This is a genomic window from Streptomyces sp. NPDC058701, assembly GCF_042715295.1.
GTDB lineage: Bacteria > Actinomycetota > Actinomycetes > Streptomycetales > Streptomycetaceae > Streptomyces.
The window spans coordinates 24,534-42,320 of record NZ_JBHXSY010000038.1 but is presented as its reverse complement, the minus strand read 5'-3'; the positions used below and the strand labels follow the sequence as shown (position 1 = coordinate 42,320).

Below are 17,787 nucleotides of genomic sequence, written 5' to 3'. Positions count from 1 at the left end.
ACGTGCCCGGGCGTCCGTTCTGCCCGACTTCTGCCCCGCGTCCACCTCGGTACGCCGATGGTCCCCCGGTCGGGGGAGGCGAGCTGCCGATAGCACGCGATCCGCACTCTTGCCAATTTGCATGCAAGGGACACACTTGATAGGGGAGGCGCGTCCTCTACCTGCGGTAACGATGATGGATGTCACCATTCGTGACCGTCCGGATGCTTCACGTATGAAGATCACTGCTCATCCGACTTCATGATCGTTCGTCAGGTGGTGGAGATCACAAACTCGTTGTTGTAACCCGTGTCGCAGATCACAGAGAGGCGGGCATAGGATGCGCAGCAGTCCGGCTTGTGAACTGCCTCACATGTGCACGATCTTCGCGAGGCGGGTCACGCCCCCAGCCCACAGCTGGGCGGCACCCCCGGCCGGTACGGCGGTCCAACGGTCAAGGACGACTGGAAGGAGCGAGGAGCGTGAATGCGTACGCGCCCATCCTCGTGCTCGGCGCCCTCGGCGCAGGGTTTGCGATCTTCTCCGTGGTCATGGCCACGCTGATCGGTCCAAAACGGTACAACCGGGCAAAGCTTGAAGCGTATGAGTGCGGCATCGAGCCGACTCCGATGCCGGCCGGCGGCGGTCGCTTCCCCATCAAGTACTACCTGACGGCGATGCTCTTCATCATCTTCGATATCGAGGTCGTCTTCCTTTACCCCTGGGCCGTCACCTTCGACTCCCTGGGGATCTTCGGGCTCGTCGAGATGCTGCTCTTCGTGCTCACCGTCTTCGTCGCCTACGCCTACGTCTGGCGCCGCGGCGGCCTGGAATGGGACTGAGGGGCTGAATTTTCCATGGGACTGGAAGAGAAGCTGCCGAGCGGCTTTCTGCTGACCACCGTCGAACAGGCCGCGGGCTGGGTGCGCAAGTCATCCGTCTTCCCCGCGACCTTCGGCCTCGCCTGCTGCGCCATCGAGATGATGACCACGGGTGCGGGCCGCTACGACCTGGCCCGCTTCGGCATGGAGGTCTTCCGCGGCTCCCCGCGCCAGGCCGACCTGATGATCGTGGCCGGCCGGGTCAGCCAGAAGATGGCGCCCGTGCTGCGCCAGGTGTACGACCAGATGCCCGCTCCCAAATGGGTCATCTCCATGGGGGTGTGCGCATCCTCGGGCGGAATGTTCAACAACTACGCCATCGTCCAGGGCGTCGACCACATCGTCCCGGTGGACATCTACCTGCCCGGCTGCCCGCCGCGCCCCGAGATGCTGATGGACGCGATTCTCAAGCTCCACCAGAAGATCCAGGGCTCCAAGCTCGGCGTGAACCGGGAAGAGGCCGCCCGCGAGGCGGAGGAGGCGGCCCTCAAGGCGCTCCCCACCATCGAGATGAAGGGGCTGCTCCGGTGAGCGAGACACAAGAGCCGGAGAACGGCAGCAACGTCCCCGCTCCGCGGGCCCAGGGCCCCGAGGTCATCGGCGTCCGCACGGGCATGTTCGGCGCGGCGGCAGGCGGCGACACCAGCGGCTACGGCGGCCTGGTCCGCACCGTGGCCCTGCCGGGCGCGAGCAGCCGCCCGTACGGCTCGTACTTCGACGAGGTCGCCGACGAGCTCGAAGGGGCCCTGGAGGAGCAGGACGTGCTCCCCGGGAACGCCATCGAGAAGACGGTGGTCGACCGGGGCGAGCTGACCTTCCACATCGCCCGCGAGCACCTCGTCCGCGTCGCCCGCACCCTGCGCGACGACCCGGCCCTGCGCTTCGAGCTCTGCACCGGCGTCTCCGGGGTGCACTTCCCCGGCGACAAGGGGCGCGAGCTGCACGCCGTCTACCACCTGCGCTCGCTCACCCACGGACGGATCCTGCGGCTGGAGGTGTCGGTCCCGGACAGCGACCCGCACGTCCCCTCGCTGGTCGCGGTCTACCCGACCAACGACTGGCACGAGCGCGAGACCTACGACTTCTTCGGCCTGGTCTTCGACGGGCACCCCGCCCTCACGCGGATCATGATGCCGGACGACTGGCAGGGCTTCCCGCAGCGCAAGGACTACCCGCTCGGCGGCATCGCCGTCGAGTACAAGGGCGCCCAGATCCCGGCTCCCGACCAGCGGAGGTCGTACAGCTGATGTCCACTTCACACGCCTCCTCCCGGGAGACCACCGAAGGCCCCGTCTACACCGTCACCGGCGGCGACTGGGACGAGATCGTCCAGTCGGCGGCCCGTGCGGACGACGAGCGGATCGTCGTCAACATGGGCCCCCAGCACCCGTCCACCCACGGAGTGCTCCGCCTGATCCTGGAGATCGACGGCGAGACGGTCACCGAGGCCCGCTGCGGCATCGGCTACCTGCACACCGGCATCGAGAAGAACCTCGAATACCGGAACTGGACGCAGGGCACCACCTTCGTGACGCGCATGGACTACCTGACGCCGTTCTTCAACGAGACGGCCTACTGCCTCGGCGTCGAGAAGCTGCTCGGCATCACCGACCAGGTTCCGGACCGCGCCACCGTCATCCGCGTCCTGCTGATGGAGCTCAACCGGCTCTCCTCCCACCTGGTGTGCATCGCCACCGGCGGCATGGAGCTGGGCGCGACCACGATCATGATCTACGGCTTCCGCGACCGCGAGCTGATCCTGGACGTCTTCGAGCTGATCACCGGCCTGCGCATGAACCACGCGTTCGTCCGGCCCGGCGGCCTCGCCCAGGACCTGCCCCCGGGAGCGGTCGACCAGCTGCGCGAGTTCGTCAAGACCATGAAGAAGAACCTGCCGGAGTACGACAAGCTCGCCACCGGCAACCCGATCTTCAAGGCCCGCATGCAGGACGTCGGCTACCTGGACCTGACCGGAGCCATGGCGCTCGGCGCCACCGGCCCGGTGCTGCGCTCCGCCGGCCTGCCGCACGACCTGCGCAAGTCGGACCCGTACTGCGGTTACGAGACGTACGAGTTCGACGTCCCGACGACCGAGACCTGCGACTCGTACGGGCGGTTCCTGATCCGCCTGGAGGAGATGCGCCAGTCGCTGCGGATCGTCGAGCAGTGCCTGGACCGGCTGGAGCCGGGGCCGGTGATGGTCGCCGACAAGAAGATCGCCTGGCCGGCGCAGCTCGCCATGGGTCCCGACGGCCTCGGCAACTCCCTCGACCACATCAAGAACATCATGGGCACCTCCATGGAGGCCCTCATCCACCACTTCAAGCTGGTGACCGAGGGCTTCCGGGTCCCCGCCGGGCAGGCCTACGCGGCCGTCGAATCGCCCAAGGGCGAACTCGGCGTCCACGTCGTCTCCGACGGCGGCACCCGCCCCTACCGGGTCCACTTCCGGGACCCGTCCTTCACCAACCTGCAGGCCATGGCCGCGATGTGCGAAGGCGGCCAGGTCGCCGACGTCATCGTCGCCGTCGCCTCCATCGACCCCGTGATGGGAGGCGTCGACCGATGACCGACATCCACCTGGGCATGCCCCGGCTGCCCGCCCCGGACTATCCGGCGGAGGTGCGCGAACGGCTCGCGGCGGACGCCGCCGAGGTCATCGCGCGCTACCCCGACAGCCGCAGCGCGCTGCTGCCCCTGCTCCACCTGATCCAGTCGGAGGAGGGCTACGTCTCGCGCACCGGCATCCGCTTCTGCGCCGACGTGCTCGGCCTGACCACCGCCGAGGTCACCGCCGTGGCCACCTTCTACACGATGTACCGGCGGGAGCCCTCCGGCGACTACCAGGTCGGCGTCTGTACGAACACGCTGTGCGCGGTGATGGGCGGCGACGCCATCTTCGAGGAGCTCAAGGAGCACCTCGGGGTGGGCAACAGCGAGACCACCCCCGACGGCAAGGTCACCCTGGAGCACATCGAGTGCAACGCGGCCTGCGACTTCGCCCCCGTGGTGATGGTGAACTGGGAGTTCTTCGACAACCAGACCCCCGAGTCCGCCAAGGCCCTGGTCGACGACCTGCTGGCCGGCCGCCCGGTCGAGCCGACCCGGGGCGCGCCGCTGTGCACGTACAAGGAGACGGCCCGCATCCTGGCCGGCTTCCCGGACGAGCGCGAGGGCGCCGTGGAGGCCACCGGCGGCGCCGGCCCCGCCTCCCTCATCGGGCTGCGCATCGCCCGCGGCGAGACCCCGCACACCTCGATCGTGCACCCGCGTGGCGAGACGACCACCCAGGGAGGGGAGTGATGGCCGTGTCCACTCCGAAGGAAAGCCGCGGGGACACCTCCCAGCCGGAAACCGGGGGAGGCGGCAGCCCGGAGAAGCTCCTGGCGCCCGTCCTGTCGGCGTTCTGGGACGACCCGCAGTCGTGGACGCTGGCGACCTACCTGCGCCACGAGGGGTACGAGGGCCTGCGCAAGGCGCTCGCGATGACCCCCGACGACCTCATCGCCTACGTGAAGGACTCCGGCCTGCGCGGCCGCGGCGGCGCGGGCTTCCCCACCGGGATGAAGTGGCAGTTCATCCCGCAGGGCGACGGCAAACCGCACTACCTGGTCGTGAACGCGGACGAGTCGGAGCCGGGCACCTGCAAGGACATCCCGCTCCTTTTCGCCAACCCGCACTCCCTCATCGAGGGCATGATCATCGCCTGCTACGCGATCCGCTCCGCGCACGCCTTCATCTACCTGCGCGGCGAGGTCGTACCGGTGCTGAGGCGCCTGCACGAGGCGGTGCGCGAGGCGTACGAGGCCGGATACCTCGGTAAGGACATCCTCGGCAGCGGACTCGACCTCGACATCACGGTGCACGCCGGGGCGGGCGCGTACATCTGCGGCGAGGAGACGGCGCTGCTCGACTCCCTCGAAGGCCGGCGCGGACAGCCCCGGCTGCGGCCGCCCTTCCCGGCCGTCGAGGGGCTCTACGCGTGCCCCACCGTCGTCAACAACGTCGAGTCCATCGCCTCGGTGCCCGCGATCCTGAACAACGGCAAGGACTGGTTCAAGGCGATGGGGACGGAGAAGTCCCCCGGCTTCACGCTCTACTCGCTCTCCGGCCACGTCTCCGGCCCCGGCCAGTACGAGGCCCCGCTCGGCATCACCCTGCGCCAGCTGCTCGACATGAGCGGCGGGATGCGCCCCGGACACCGGCTGAAGTTCTGGACTCCGGGCGGCTCCTCGACCCCGATGTTCACGGACGAGCACCTCGACGTGCCCCTCGACTACGAGGGCGTCGGCGCGGCCGGCTCGATGCTCGGCACCAAGGCGCTCCAGTGCTTCGACGAGACGACGTGCGTGGTGCGGGCCGTCACCCGGTGGACCGAGTTCTACGCCCACGAGTCCTGCGGCAAGTGCACCCCGTGCCGCGAGGGCACGTACTGGCTGGTCCAGCTGCTGCGCGACATCGAGGCCGGCAAGGGCGTCATGTCCGACCTCGACAAGCTGAACGACATCGCCGACAACATCAACGGCAAGTCCTTCTGCGCCCTCGGCGACGGTGCGGCCAGTCCGATCTTCTCCTCGCTCAAGTACTTCCGCGAGGAGTACGAGCAGCACATCACGGGCAAGGGCTGCCCCTTCGACCCCAAGAAGTCGACCCTCTGGGCTGACACGGAGGTGAACGCATGACCATCACCAGCAACGCGCCGGCCGGTGGCGGGGAGGCCGCCGTCCCCCCGGAGAGCCTGGTGTCGCTGACCATCGACGGCATCGAGCTGTCGGTGCCCAAGGGCACCCTGGTGATCCGGGCCGCCGAACAGCTCGGCATCGAGATCCCCCGGTTCTGCGACCACCCCCTCCTCCCGCCGGCCGGCGCCTGCCGCCAGTGCATCGTCGAGGTCGAGGGCCAGCGCAAGCCGATGGCCTCCTGCACGATCACCTGCACCGACGGCATGGTCGTCAAGACGCAGCTGACGTCGGAGGTCGCCGACAAGGCCCAGCGCGGGGTGATGGAGCTGCTGCTCATCAACCACCCGCTGGACTGCCCGGTCTGCGACAAGGGCGGCGAGTGCCCGCTGCAGAACCAGGCGATGTCCCACGGCAACGCCGAGTCCCGCTTCGAGGGCAGGAAGCGGACCTACGAGAAGCCCGTCCCGATCTCCACCCAGGTGCTGCTGGACCGCGAGCGGTGCGTGCTGTGCGCACGCTGCACCCGCTTCTCCAACGAGATCGCCGGCGACCCGATGATCGAGCTGCTGGAGCGCGGCGCGCTCCAGCAGGTCGGCACCGGCGAGGGCGACCCGTTCGAGTCGTACTTCTCCGGCAACACCATCCAGATCTGCCCCGTCGGCGCGCTCACCTCGGCCGCCTACCGGTTCCGCTCCCGCCCGTTCGACCTCGTCTCCTCCCCGAGCGTGTGCGAGCACTGCGCGGGCGGCTGCGCGACCCGGACCGACCACCGGCGGGGCAAGGTGCTGCGCCGCCTGGCCGCCGAAGACCCCGAGGTCAACGAGGAGTGGATCTGCGACAAGGGCCGCTTCGGGTTCCGCTACGCGCAGCGCCCGGACCGGCTCACCACCCCGCTGGTGCGCGGCACCGACGGCATCCTCGCCCCGGCCAGCTGGCCCGAGGCGCTGGAGGCCGCGGCCAACGGGCTGGCCGCCGCGCGCGGCCGCACCGGTGTGCTGACCGGTGGCCGGCTCACCGTCGAGGACGCCTACGCGTACGCCAAGTTCGCGCGCGTGGTGCTCGACACCAACGACATCGACTTCCGGGCCCGCGTGCACAGCGCGGAGGAGGCCGAGTTCCTGGCCGCCTCCGTCGCCGGCACCGGCAAGGACCTCGACGGCGCCGGCGTCACGTACGCCTCGCTGGAGGCGGCGCCCGCGGTGCTGCTCGCCGGCATCGAGGCCGAGGAGGAGGCCCCCGGCGTCTTCCTGCGGCTGCGCAAGGCCCACCGCAAGCACAAGCAGCGGACCTTCGCGCTCGCCCCCTTCACCACCCGGGGCCTGGCCAAGGCGGGCGGCACCCTGCTGGCCGCCGCCCCCGGCACCGAGCCCGAGTGGCTCGACGCGCTGGCCACCCGCGGCGGCCTGGAGGCCGGCGGTTCCGCCGCCGCCGACGCGCTGCGCCAGCCCGGCGCCGTCATCGTGGTCGGGGAGCGCCTCGCCGGCGTCCCGGGCGCGCTGACCGCCGCCGTACGGGCCGCCAACGCCACCGGCGCCGAGCTGGTGTGGATCCCGCGCCGGGCCGGGGAGCGGGCCGCCGTCGAGGCGGGCGCGCTGCCGTCCCTGCTGCCCGGCGGCCGCCCGGCCACCGACCCGCGGGCCCGCGACGAGGTGGCCACCGCCTGGGGCCTGGACGAACTCCCGCACCGCTACGGCCGCGACACCGGCCAGATCGTCGAGGCCGCCGCCACCCGCGAGCTGTCCGCCCTGCTGGTCGCGGGCGTGGAGGTCGCCGACCTGCCCGACCCGGCCCGCGCCCGCACCGCGCTCCAGGAGGCCTTCGTGGTCTCCCTGGAACTGCGGCCCAGCGAGGTCACCGACCACGCCGACGTGGTCTTCCCGGTCGCCGCGGTCGTCGAGAAGCCGGGCGCCTTCGTCAACTGGGAGGGCAGGGTCCGGCCGTTCGAGGCCTCCCTCAAGCCCGAGCAGATGACGCGGCGCCTCGCCCCCGCCGACTCGCGCGTCCTGCACATGCTGGCCGACGCGGCCGACCGGCCGATCGCCCTGCCCGACGTGCACGCCGTACGCCGGGAGCTGGAGCGGCTCGGCCCGTGGGAGGGCGCGCTGGCCTCCGAGCAGTCCACCGACCCGGAGCCGCTGCCCCGCCCCGGAGCGGGCGAGGCGGTCCTCGCGGGCCACCGGCTGCTCCTCGACCAGGGCCGCCTCCAGGACGGCGACGACGCCCTGGCCGGCACCCGGCACGAGGCCAGCGCCCGGCTGTCGGCGGCCACGGCCGCCGAGACCGGCGTCAAGAGCGGCGACGTCCTCGCGGTCACCGGCCCCGCCGGGACCGTGGAACTGCCGCTGCGGATCACCGAGATGCCCGACCGCGTGGTCTGGCTCCCGCTGAACTCCACCGGATCCGGCGTCCTCGCCGACACCGGCGCCCGACCGGGCACCCTCGTGCGCATCGGCCCGGCGACCCCGGCCGGCGCGGGCACCAGCACTGCGGAGGTGGACGCGTGAACGCGGTACAGATCGCCGCGGAGGACCTCTCCCTCTTCGGCCGCGACGTCTGGTGGCTCGTCGTCGTCAAGGCAGTCTTCTGCTTCGCCTTCCTGATGGTGACCGTGCTGTTCTCCATCGTGTGGGAACGCAAGGTCGTCGCCTGGATGCAGCTGCGCATCGGCCCCAACCGGCACGGCCCCTGGGGCATGCTCCAGTCGCTCGCCGACGGCGTGAAGCTCATGCTGAAGGAAGACCTGATCGTCAAGCGGGCCGACAAGGTCGTCTACGTCCTGGCCCCGATCATCGCGGCCATCCCGGCCTTCATGGCCATCGCGGTGATCCCCTTCGGGCCCGCGGGCAACGAGGTCTCCATCTTCGGCCAGCGCACCACGATGCAGCTGACCGACCTGCCCATCGCGATGCTCTACATCCTCGCGGTGGCCTCGGTCGGCATCTACGGCATCGTGCTCGCCGGATGGTCCTCCGGATCGACCTACCCGCTCCTCGGCGGCCTGCGCTCCTGCGCGCAGATGATCTCGTACGAGATCGCGATGGGCGCGGCCTTCGCCTCGGTCTTCCTCTACTCCGGGTCGATGTCGACCTCGGCGATCGTCGAGGCCCAGGCGGACCGCTGGTACATCATCCTGCTGCCGGTCTCCTTCATCATCTACGTGATCACGATGGTCGGCGAGACGAACCGCGCCCCCTTCGACATGCCGGAGTCCGAGGGTGACCTCGTCGGCGGCTTCAACACCGAGTACTCCTCCATCAAGTTCGCGCTGTTCATGCTCGCCGAGTACGTCAACATGGTCACCGTCTCGGCCGTCTCGGTCACCCTGTTCCTGGGCGGCTGGCGGGCCCCGGCGCCGATCTCCACCTACTGGGAGGGCGCGAACCACGGCTGGTGGCCGATGCTCTGGTTCGTCCTCAAGGTGCAGCTCCTCCTCTTCTTCTTCATCTGGCTCCGCGGCACGCTGCCCCGCGTGCGCTACGACCAGCTGATGAAGCTGGGCTGGAAGGTCCTGATCCCGGTCTCGGTGGTCTGGCTGATGCTCGTGGCCACCGTCCGCGCGCTGCGCAACGAGGCCTACGACTTCAGCGAGATCGTCCTCTACGTCGGCGGCGCCGTCGTGGCGATCCTGCTCCTGTCCTTCGTCGTGGACCTCTTCCGCGACAAGCGGGAGAAGGCGGCGGCCCGGGAGGCGGACCACGACGCGGAGCCCTTCGACCCGATGGCGGGCGGGTTCCCCGTACCGCCCAAGCCCGGCCAGCAGCTGGCACCCGTACCGCGCCGGAGGTCCCGCGACGAGCGGGAGCTGATCGTCAGCGGCGGGACGAATTCCGACAGTGACCGAGAGGAGGCTTGAGAGATGTCCGACGACAAGTGGCAGAACCCGGTGGCCGGCTTCGGCGTGACCTTCAAGGCCATGTTCAAGAAGCGCCTCACCGAGCAGTATCCGGAGCAGCAGAAGACCACCGCCCCGCGCTTCCACGGACGGCATCAGCTCAACCGGCACCCGGACGGTCTGGAGAAGTGCATCGGGTGCGAACTGTGCGCCTGGGCCTGTCCCGCCGACGCGATCTACGTGGAGGGCGCGGACAACACCGAGGAGGAGCGCTACTCCCCGGGTGAGCGGTACGGCGCCGTCTACCAGATCAACTACGCCCGCTGCATCCTGTGCGGGCTGTGCGTCGAGGCGTGCCCGACGCGGGCGCTGACCATGACGAACGAGTTCGAACTGGCCGACTCCAGCCGCGAGGCGCTCATCTACACCAAGGAGCAGCTGCTCTCCGGCCTCACCGAGGGCATGGTCGAGGCGCCGCACTCGATCTTCCCCGGCATGGACGACACGGACTACTACCGCGGACTGGTGACGGGCGCCGCCCCGGGCACGGTCCGGCAGGTCGCGGTGTCCAAGGGCGAGACGACGGCGGACGAATCCGAGGAGGTGGGGGCATGAGCACGATCGCCGCTGCGGCCACCTCGCTCACCTCCACCGGTGAGGCCGTGCAGTTCTGGATCCTGGGCACCGTCGCCGTCGTCGGCGCGCTGGCCACGATCCTGATGAAGAAGGCCGTGCACAGCGCGCTGAGCCTGGCCGGGACGATGATCATCCTGGCGGTCTTCTACCTCGCGAACGGGGCGTACTTCCTGGGCGTCGTCCAGGTCGTCGTCTACACCGGCGCGATCATGATGCTCTTCCTCTTCGTGGTCATGCTCGTCGGCGTCACCGCCGCCGACTCCCTGACGGAGACCATCAAGGGCCAGCGCTGGCTGGCCGCCCTGTGCGGACTCGGCTTCGGGATCCTGCTGATCGCCGGCATCGGCAACGCCGGGATCACCCACTTCAACGGGCTCGGCCGGATCAACTCCGGCGGCCACGTCGAGGGCCTGGCCCAGCTGATCTTCACCAAGTACGTCTTCGCCTTCGAGATCACCGGCGCGCTGCTGATCACCGCCGCCGTCGGCGCGATGGTGCTCACCCACCGCGAGCGCACCGAGCGGGCCGCCACCCAGCGCGAGCTCGCCGACCGGCGCGTGCGGGACGGCGTCCAGCTCCCGCCGCTGCCCGCCCCCGGCGTCTACGCCCGGCACAACGCGGTGGACGTCCCGGGCCTGCTGCCGGACGGCACCCCGTCCGAGCTGACGGTCAACCAGACCCTGCGGGCCCGCGGCCAGATCCGGGACGTCTCCGGCCAGGCCCTGGACGACCTCAAGGCGCTGGAGCAGGCCTCCGCGGAGCGCCTCGGCCGTGAGGAGGCCTCGAAGTGAACCCGGTCAACTACCTGTACCTGGCGGCCCTGCTGTTCACCATCGGCGCGGCCGGCGTGCTGATCCGGAAGAACGCGATCGTGCTGTTCATGTGCGTCGAGCTGATGCTCAACGCCTGCAACCTCGCCTTCGTGACCTTCTCCCGCATGCACGGCAACCTCGACGGCCAGATCATCGCCTTCTTCACGATGGTCGTCGCCGCCGCGGAGGTCGTGGTGGGCCTCGCGATCATCGTGTCCCTGTTCCGTACCCGCCACTCGGCCTCGGTCGACGACGCCAGCCTGATGAAGCTGTAAGGGGCGTTCACCGTGGAGAATCTGATTGCGCTGCTGGTGGCGGCGCCCCTGCTCGGAGCGGTGGTGCTGCTGTGCGGCGGCCGGCGCCTCGACAAGACCGGCCACTGGATCGGCACGCTGCTGGCGGCCGTGTCCTTCGGCATCGGGGTCGCGCTGTTCGCCGACATGCTGGGACGCGGCGCCGAGGACCGCACCCTGCACCAGTTCCTGTTCAGCTGGATTCCGGTGGAGGGCTTCCAGGCCGACATCGCGTTCCAGCTCGACCAGTTGTCGATGACGTTCGTCCTGCTCATCTCCGGGGTGGGCACGCTCATCCACGTGTACTCGATCGGGTACATGGAGCACGACGAGCGCCGCCGCCGCTTCTTCGGCTACCTGAACCTGTTCGTCGCGGCGATGCTGCTGCTCGTCATCGCCGACAACTACCTGCTGCTGTACTTCGGCTGGGAGGGCGTCGGCCTCGCCTCGTACCTCCTGATCGGCTTCTGGCAGCACAAGCCCAGCGCGGCCACCGCCGCGAAGAAGGCCTTCCTGGTCAACCGCGTCGGCGACATCGGCCTGTCGATCGCGATCATGCTGATGTTCACCACGTTCGGCACCTTCGCCTTCGGCCCGGTGCTCGGCGCGGTCGGCGAGACGTCCGAGGGCACGCTGACGGCGATCGGCCTGATGCTGCTGCTGGCCGCCTGCGGCAAGTCGGCGCAGGTGCCGCTCCAGTCCTGGCTCGGTGACGCGATGGAGGGCCCGACCCCGGTCTCAGCCCTGATCCACGCCGCCACCATGGTCACCGCGGGCGTCTACCTGATCGTCCGCTCGGGCGCCATCTTCAACGGAGCGCCCGACGCCCAGCTGGTGGTCACCGTCGTCGGCGCGGTCACGCTCCTCTTCGGTGCGATCGTCGGTTGCGCGAAGGACGACATCAAGAAGGCCCTCGCGGGCTCGACGATGTCGCAGATCGGCTACATGATCCTCGCCGCGGGCCTCGGCCCGATCGGCTACGTCTTCGCGATCATGCACCTGGTCACGCACGGCTTCTTCAAGGCCGGTCTGTTCCTCGGCGCTGGTTCCGTGATGCACGGGATGAACGACGAGGTCGACATGCGCAAGTACGGCGGCCTGCGCACGTACATGCCGGTCACCTTCGTGACCTTCGGCCTCGGCTACCTGGCGATCATCGGCTTCCCCGGCCTGTCCGGCTTCTTCTCCAAGGACATGATCATCGAGGCGGCCTTCGCCAAGGGGGGCACCCAGGGCTGGATCCTCGGTGGGGTCACCCTGCTGGGCGCCGGCATCACCGCCTTCTACATGACCCGCGTCATGATCCTCACCTTCTTTGGCGAGAAGCGCTGGCAGCCGACAGCCTCCGGCGCGGTGCAGCAGGACGGGACGGTGGCACGTGCCGTGTCCGGCGACGAGCCCGCGGCTTCGCCGCACGGCTCCGGGGAGATGCCCCACCCTCACGAGTCCCCGAAGTCGATGACCATCCCCATGGTCCTGCTCGCCTTCGGATCCGTCTTCGCGGGAGGGTTCTTCAGCATCGGCGACCGCTTCCTGAACTGGCTGGAACCCGTCACCGGTTACGAGCACGGCCACCCGCCGGTCAGCGCCATGGCGGTGACCGCGGCCACCATGGTGGTCCTGGCCGCCGGTGTCGCGATCGCCTGGTCGATGTACGGCCGGCGGCCCGTCCCGGTGGTCGCCCCGCGCGGTTCGGTCCTCACCCGGGCCGCCCGCCGGGACCTCTACCAGGACGACTTCAACCACGTCGTGCTGGTGCGCGGCGGGGAGCACCTGACCCGTTCCCTCGTGTACGTGGACCACAGCCTGGTCGACGGAGTGGTCAACGGGACGGCCGCCGGCGTCGGCGGGCTGTCGGGCCGGCTGCGCAAGCTCCAGAACGGCTACGCCCGCAGCTACGCGGTCTCGATGTTCGGGGGCACGGCGATCCTGATCGCCGCGACCCTGCTGATGAGGGCGGTGTGAGATGAATTTCCCGCTTCTGACGGTGACGGCCGCGGTACCCGCGGTCGGCGCGATCCTGACGGCGGCCGTCCCGGCCGCCCGCCGGACGCTCGCCAAATGGCTCGCGCTGCTGTTCTCGCTGGCGACCCTGGCCCTGGCCGTGCTCGTCGCGATCCGCTTCGAGCCGGGTGGAGACCGCTACCAACTGACCGAGTCCCGTGCCTGGATCGCCGACTTCGGCGTCCGCTACGAGCTCGGGGTCGACGGCATCGGCGTGGTGCTCATCGCGCTCACCGCGCTGCTGATCCCCTTCGTGATCGCGGCCGGCTGGAACGACGCCGATCCCCTGGAGACCTCCTCGTCCCGCTGGCGGCCGACGCAGGGCTTCTTCGCCCTGATCCTGCTGGTCGAGGCGATGGTGATCATCTCCTTCGAGGCCACCGACGTCTTCCTCTTCTACATCTTCTTCGAAGCCATGCTCATCCCGATGTACTTCCTCATCGGCGGCTTCGGCGACCGGGCCCACTCGGGGTCCGACGAGAACGCGGCCGCGCAGCGCTCGTACGCGGCGGTCAAGTTCCTCCTCTACAACCTGGCCGGCGGCCTGATCATGCTGGCCGCCGTCATCGGGCTCTACGTGGTCGCCGGGAACTTCTCGCTCCAGGAGATCACCGCCGCCCGCGCCGCGGGCACGCTCGACATGGCGACCAACACCGAGCGATGGCTGTTCCTCGGCTTCTTCTTCGCCTTCGCGGTGAAGGCCCCGCTGTGGCCGCTGCACACCTGGCTGCCGAACGCGATGGGCGAGGCCACCGCACCGGTCGCCGTCCTGATCACCGCGGTCGTCGACAAGGTCGGCACGTTCGCGATGCTCCGCTTCTGCCTCGGGCTGTTCCCGGAGGCCAGCAAGTGGGCCACCCCGGTGATCCTGGTCCTGGCCCTGATCAGCATCGTCTACGGCGCGCTGGTCGCGGTCGGCCAGCGGGACATCAAGCGGCTGGTCGCGTACGCCTCGATCTCGCACTTCGGCTTCATCATCCTGGGCATCTTCGCGATGACCTCCCAGGGCCAGTCCGGGGCGACGCTGTACATGGTCAACCACGGGATCTCGACGGCGGCGCTGATGCTGGTCGCCGGGTTCCTGATCTCGCGGCGCGGTTCCCGGCTCATCGCCGACTACGGCGGCGTCCAGAAGGTGGCCCCGGTCCTCGCGGGCACCTTCCTGATCGGCGGCCTCGCCACCCTCTCGCTGCCGGGCCTGGCGCCCTTCGTCAGCGAGTTCCTGGTCCTGGTCGGCACGTTCGCCCGGTACCCGGTCGTCGGCATCATCGCCACCACCGGCATCGTGCTGGCCGCGCTGTACACGCTGGTGCTCTACCAGCGGACGATGACCGGCCCCGTGAAGGAGGAGGTCCGCACCATGCCGGACCTGCACCTGCGGGAGGTGCTGGTGGTCGCGCCGCTGATCGTGCTGCTGATCGGACTGGGCGTCTACCCGAAGCCGCTGACCGACATCGTCAATCCGGCGGTACAGCACACCATGTCCGACGTGAAGCAGACCGACCCGGCGCCCGAAGTGGCCGTCGAGGCCGTGCCTGCGAAGAATGGGGAGGCGGCCAAGTGAGCACCGTGACTGCTGCCCAGGGCCTGTGGACTCTGGCGGCCGACGGACCGGTCGACCGGATCCCGGCGCCGGTCATCGAGTACGCGCAGCTCGCGCCCACGCTGATCGTGGTGGGCGCGGCGATCATCGGAGTCCTCGTCGAGGCCTTCGTCCCCCGCAGGTCCCGCTACTACGTCCAGCTGTTCCTCGCCGTCGCCGCGCTGGCCTCGGCCTTCGCGGCGGTCGTCGGCCTCGCCGCCGGCGGGTACGGGAGCACCAAGGCGCAGGTCGCGGCCATGGGCGCCATCGCCGTCGACGGGCCGGCGCTGTTCCTCCAGGGCACCATCCTGCTGGCCTCGATCGTGGCCGTGTTCACGTTCGCCGAGCGGCGCCTGGACCCGGAGGCGCACGGCAACCGGGTCGACTCCTTCGCCGCGCAGGCGGCGTCCGTACCGGGCAGCGAGAGCGAGAAGGCCGCCGTGAAGGCGGGCTTCACCACCACCGAGGTGTACCCGCTGGCGCTGTTCGCGATCGCCGGAATGCTGATCTTCCCGGCGGCCAACGACCTGCTGACGCTGTTCATCGCGCTGGAGGTCTTCTCCCTCCCGCTCTACCTGCTCTGCGCCGTCGCCCGCCGCCAGCGGCTGATGTCGCAGGAGGCCGCGGTGAAGTACTTCCTGCTGGGCGCCTTCTCCTCCGCCTTCCTCCTCTTCGGCATCGCGCTGCTCTACGGGTACGCGGGCTCGGTCTCGTACGCCGCGATCGCCGACGTGGTCGACGGCACGGTCACCAAGGTCGACCCGGCGCTCGCCGCCACCATGGGCAACGACGCGCTGCTGCTGATCGGCGGCGCGCTGATCCTGATGGGCCTGCTCTTCAAGGTCGGCGCGGTCCCCTTCCACATGTGGACCCCGGACGTCTACCAGGGCGCCCCGACCCCGGTCACCGGCTTCATGGCGGCCGCGACGAAGGTGGCCGCCTTCGGCGCCCTCCTGCGCCTCCTCTACGTGGTCCTGCCGGGCCTGCGCTGGGACTGGCGGCCGGTGATGTGGGGCGTCGCGATCGTGACGATGCTGGCGGGCGCGGTGATCGCCGTGACCCAGACGGACGTCAAGCGGCTGCTGGCGTACTCCTCGATCGCGCACGCGGGCTTCATCCTGGCCGGTGTCATCGCGACCTCGGCGGAGGGCGTCAAGTCCGTGCTGTTCTACCTGGGCGCGTACTCCTTCGTGACGATCGGCGCCTTCGCGGTGGTCACGCTGGTGCGCGACGCGGGCGGCGAGGCCACGCACCTGTCCAAGTGGGCCGGGCTGGGGCGGCGGTCGCCGCTGACCGCGGCGGTCTTCGCCGTGTTCCTGCTTGCCTTCGCGGGCATCCCGCTGACGTCCGGCTTCTCCGGGAAGTTCGCCGTGTTCAAGGCGGCCGCGGAGAGCGGTGCCGGGGCGCTGGTCGTGGTGGGCGTCATCTCGTCCGCGATCGCCGCGTTCTTCTACGTCCGGGTGATCGTGCTGATGTTCTTCAGCGAGCCGAAGGCCGACGGCCCGACGGTGGCCGTGCCCTCGCCGCTGACGATGACCACCATCGCGGTGGGCGTCGCGGTCACGCTGGTGCTGGGCGTGGCCCCGCAGTACTTCCTGGAACTGGCCGGGCAGGCGAGCACGTTCGTCCGCTGACCGGTCCCGGCACGGCGCAGGGCCCGGTCCCCTTCGGGGGGCCGGGCCCTGTTGCGTGTGCGGTGTTACTCGGCGGTGCGCCGTTTCGCAGTGATGGCGGTCAGGTCGAGGTCGATGGGGAAGGGAGCCGAGACTTTCAGGCGGTCGTGGAAGATGCCCGCAGTCCCGTAGCTCCCGGTCGACGGGTCCAGTTCGTAGACGTAGACCACGGCGCGACCATCCTTGTTCTCGACGCGCCAGAAGTGAAGAATGCCCGCTTGCGCATACTTGACCGGTTTGACGCCGCGATCACGACCGACGGACTCGGGCGAGACCACTTCGATGGCCAGGCGGACGGACCCCGCAGGGAGCCGGGTCTGGTCCAGGTCGCCCATGGCACTCTCGTCCACGACGATGACATCGGGTTCGGGGCGATTGTGACGATCGATGTCGATCGTGAACTCGCGGAAGACCTCCGAGTCCGGTGGCTGCTGATCCATGAGCTGCCAGGTGAAAAAGTTGACCGCACGCATGTGGAATTGAGTCTGCGGGCTCACGAAGACCAGGCTCCCGTCGATCAGCTCCGTGTGCGGAGGCAGATTCGGAAGCGTGTCCAGGTCGTCGGCAGTCCAGCCGCCCGGCGGGGGGATCGGCCAGCTGTGTTCCGGGTTCATCAGTGCTCCCATGAGCCGGAGTCTCGCGAGTGCCGCCAGCGTATCGCCGGGGATCCGCGCAACACCGTCCTTTTGAGTGAGTCATATGCGGGAAGCACGTGACGGCCCCGGCCGGTGCGGGCTAGTGCCCGTGCGCGTGTCCGGAGCCGCCCGCGGCCGGGGCCTTCTTCGGGCAGGTCAGCGCGGGGTTCCAGTTGTGGAAGCGGCCGGCCGGGTTCTTCTTGTACGCCCACATGTGCAGGTCGTAGTGCTTGGGCATGCCCGCCCAGTGGCCCGGCATGGGCCCGTCGAACGGCAGCCCGAACATGCTCGGCCGGTCGCCGGCGGTCTTCAGGTCCTGGTCCCCGTCGGTCGCCATCCACTCCACCGTCTGGAGCGTGCGACGGCCGTGGCGGTCCTTCTCGCTGCTGTAGAGGAGCGCGGTGGGCTTCGCGGGGTCCATGGAGCCCCAGTTGGCCTGCTTGACGTAGTGGTAGCCCATGGCGCCGACGCCGAACGGGTTGGTCATGCAGGCCGCGCCCTTCGGGACGTACCCGTCCCTGAGCGCCGCGCGTTCGTCCACGTACCTGGCCGTCGCCCGGATCGCCGTCGCCATGTCCTTCATCGCCCTGGAATTGCGCGGGTCGGGCGCGGGCCCCTCGACGCCGTGCGCCGGGGCCACGGCGACCAGGCCGAGCGACACGGTGGCGGCGCAGGCGAGAACGGCCTTCAGGCTGCGTACGGGCATGGCGGCTCCTCCGGGTGGGGGTACGGGGTACGGGTTCCCGAACCGTCCGACCACCATCCCGGTCCCCCGCGC

16 protein-coding genes are annotated in these 17,787 nt (G+C 69.8%); 14 read left to right on the top strand and 2 right to left on the bottom strand.

What is annotated here, in order from left to right; genetic code table 11:
- Nucleotides 1–461: 461 nt before the first annotated feature.
- Genes ACFWW8_RS29980 through nuoN form a run of 14 tightly spaced genes read left to right on the top strand, consistent with a single transcriptional unit; the run spans nt 462 to nt 16,335 of the window.
- A complete protein-coding gene (locus ACFWW8_RS29980) occupies nt 462–821 on the top strand; it encodes an NADH-quinone oxidoreductase subunit A (RefSeq protein WP_031145920.1) in 360 nt (119 codons plus the stop codon).
- A gap of 15 nt (nt 822–836) precedes the next feature.
- Nucleotides 837–1,391, top strand: a complete 555-nt coding sequence (locus ACFWW8_RS29975) for an NADH-quinone oxidoreductase subunit B family protein (RefSeq protein WP_007265818.1) — start codon at nt 837–839, stop codon at nt 1,389–1,391.
- A complete protein-coding gene (locus tag ACFWW8_RS29970) occupies nt 1,388–2,107 on the top strand; it encodes an NADH-quinone oxidoreductase subunit C (protein WP_267724072.1) in 720 nt (239 codons plus the stop codon). The genes ACFWW8_RS29975 and ACFWW8_RS29970 overlap by 4 nt, the downstream gene beginning before the upstream one ends.
- The gene (locus tag ACFWW8_RS29965; RefSeq protein WP_386533576.1) at nt 2,107–3,429 is read left to right on the top strand and encodes an NADH-quinone oxidoreductase subunit D; all 1,323 of its coding nucleotides are present in this window, start codon (nt 2,107–2,109) and stop codon (nt 3,427–3,429) included. Before ACFWW8_RS29970 ends, ACFWW8_RS29965 begins: the two co-directional genes overlap by 1 nt.
- Nucleotides 3,426–4,163 carry an NADH-quinone oxidoreductase subunit NuoE gene (gene nuoE, locus ACFWW8_RS29960; protein WP_386533573.1) on the top strand — a complete coding sequence of 246 codons (738 nt, stop codon included), beginning with the start codon at nt 3,426–3,428 and terminating at the stop codon, nt 4,161–4,163. Before ACFWW8_RS29965 ends, nuoE begins: the two co-directional genes overlap by 4 nt.
- A complete protein-coding gene (nuoF, locus tag ACFWW8_RS29955; RefSeq protein ID WP_386533570.1) occupies nt 4,163–5,542 on the top strand; it encodes an NADH-quinone oxidoreductase subunit NuoF in 1,380 nt (459 codons plus the stop codon). Before nuoE ends, nuoF begins: the two co-directional genes overlap by 1 nt.
- Nucleotides 5,539–8,046 carry an NADH-quinone oxidoreductase subunit G gene (locus tag ACFWW8_RS29950; RefSeq protein WP_386533567.1) on the top strand — a complete coding sequence of 836 codons (2,508 nt, stop codon included), beginning with the start codon at nt 5,539–5,541 and terminating at the stop codon, nt 8,044–8,046. Before nuoF ends, ACFWW8_RS29950 begins: the two co-directional genes overlap by 4 nt.
- Entirely contained in the window at nt 8,043–9,395 is a 1,353-nt protein-coding gene (gene nuoH / locus ACFWW8_RS29945) for an NADH-quinone oxidoreductase subunit NuoH (RefSeq protein WP_386533564.1), read from the top strand. Before ACFWW8_RS29950 ends, nuoH begins: the two co-directional genes overlap by 4 nt.
- Nucleotides 9,396–9,398: 3 nt before the next feature.
- Nucleotides 9,399–9,989: an NADH-quinone oxidoreductase subunit NuoI gene (gene nuoI, locus ACFWW8_RS29940; protein ID WP_386533561.1), complete on the top strand. Its 591-nt coding sequence runs from the start codon at nt 9,399–9,401 to the stop codon at nt 9,987–9,989.
- On the top strand, nt 9,986–10,801 hold the full coding sequence (locus ACFWW8_RS29935) for an NADH-quinone oxidoreductase subunit J (RefSeq protein WP_386533558.1): 816 nt from the start codon (nt 9,986–9,988) through the stop codon (nt 10,799–10,801). The genes nuoI and ACFWW8_RS29935 overlap by 4 nt, the downstream gene beginning before the upstream one ends.
- A complete protein-coding gene (nuoK, locus tag ACFWW8_RS29930) occupies nt 10,798–11,097 on the top strand; it encodes an NADH-quinone oxidoreductase subunit NuoK (protein WP_007265827.1) in 300 nt (99 codons plus the stop codon). Before ACFWW8_RS29935 ends, nuoK begins: the two co-directional genes overlap by 4 nt.
- A gap of 12 nt (nt 11,098–11,109) precedes the next feature.
- The gene (nuoL, locus tag ACFWW8_RS29925) at nt 11,110–13,080 is read left to right on the top strand and encodes an NADH-quinone oxidoreductase subunit L (RefSeq protein ID WP_386533556.1); all 1,971 of its coding nucleotides are present in this window, start codon (nt 11,110–11,112) and stop codon (nt 13,078–13,080) included.
- 1 nt (nt 13,081) lies between these two features.
- Nucleotides 13,082–14,683, top strand: coding sequence for an NADH-quinone oxidoreductase subunit M (locus tag ACFWW8_RS29920; RefSeq protein ID WP_386533553.1), 1,602 nt, complete (start codon nt 13,082–13,084; stop codon nt 14,681–14,683).
- Nucleotides 14,684–14,688: 5 nt separating this feature from the next.
- A complete protein-coding gene (gene nuoN / locus ACFWW8_RS29915) occupies nt 14,689–16,335 on the top strand; it encodes an NADH-quinone oxidoreductase subunit NuoN (RefSeq protein ID WP_386533634.1) in 1,647 nt (548 codons plus the stop codon).
- 65 nt (nt 16,336–16,400) lie between these two features.
- Here the strand turns inward: nuoN and ACFWW8_RS29910 are convergent, their stop codons facing one another.
- Together ACFWW8_RS29910 and ACFWW8_RS29905 are read right to left on the bottom strand one after the other, a co-directional pair.
- Nucleotides 16,401–17,000, bottom strand: coding sequence for a Uma2 family endonuclease (locus ACFWW8_RS29910; protein ID WP_386533551.1), 600 nt, complete (start codon nt 16,998–17,000; stop codon nt 16,401–16,403).
- Nucleotides 17,001–17,109: 109 nt separating this feature from the next.
- Nucleotides 17,110–17,715, bottom strand: a complete 606-nt coding sequence (locus ACFWW8_RS29905) for a hypothetical protein (protein WP_386533548.1) — start codon at nt 17,713–17,715, stop codon at nt 17,110–17,112.
- Nucleotides 17,716–17,787 lie beyond the last annotated feature (72 nt).

What these genes read in the sequence shown, in the direction of transcription:
- nuoE (WP_386533573.1), top strand. Translation starts at nt 3,426, where the DNA reads ATGACCGACATCCACCTGGGCATGCCCCGGCTGCCCGCCCCGGACTAT.
- ACFWW8_RS29950 (WP_386533567.1), top strand. Translation starts at nt 5,539, where the DNA reads ATGACCATCACCAGCAACGCGCCGGCCGGTGGCGGGGAGGCCGCCGTC.
- ACFWW8_RS29965 (WP_386533576.1), top strand. Translation starts at nt 2,107, where the DNA reads ATGTCCACTTCACACGCCTCCTCCCGGGAGACCACCGAAGGCCCCGTC.
- ACFWW8_RS29910 (WP_386533551.1), bottom strand. Translation starts at nt 17,000, where the DNA reads ATGGGAGCACTGATGAACCCGGAACACAGCTGGCCGATCCCCCCGCCG.
- nuoF (WP_386533570.1), top strand. Translation starts at nt 4,163, where the DNA reads ATGGCCGTGTCCACTCCGAAGGAAAGCCGCGGGGACACCTCCCAGCCG.
- ACFWW8_RS29975 (WP_007265818.1), top strand. Translation starts at nt 837, where the DNA reads ATGGGACTGGAAGAGAAGCTGCCGAGCGGCTTTCTGCTGACCACCGTC.
- ACFWW8_RS29935 (WP_386533558.1), top strand. Translation starts at nt 9,986, where the DNA reads ATGAGCACGATCGCCGCTGCGGCCACCTCGCTCACCTCCACCGGTGAG.
- ACFWW8_RS29920 (WP_386533553.1), top strand. Translation starts at nt 13,082, where the DNA reads ATGAATTTCCCGCTTCTGACGGTGACGGCCGCGGTACCCGCGGTCGGC.
- ACFWW8_RS29905 (WP_386533548.1), bottom strand. Translation starts at nt 17,715, where the DNA reads ATGCCCGTACGCAGCCTGAAGGCCGTTCTCGCCTGCGCCGCCACCGTG.
- nuoI (WP_386533561.1), top strand. Translation starts at nt 9,399, where the DNA reads ATGTCCGACGACAAGTGGCAGAACCCGGTGGCCGGCTTCGGCGTGACC.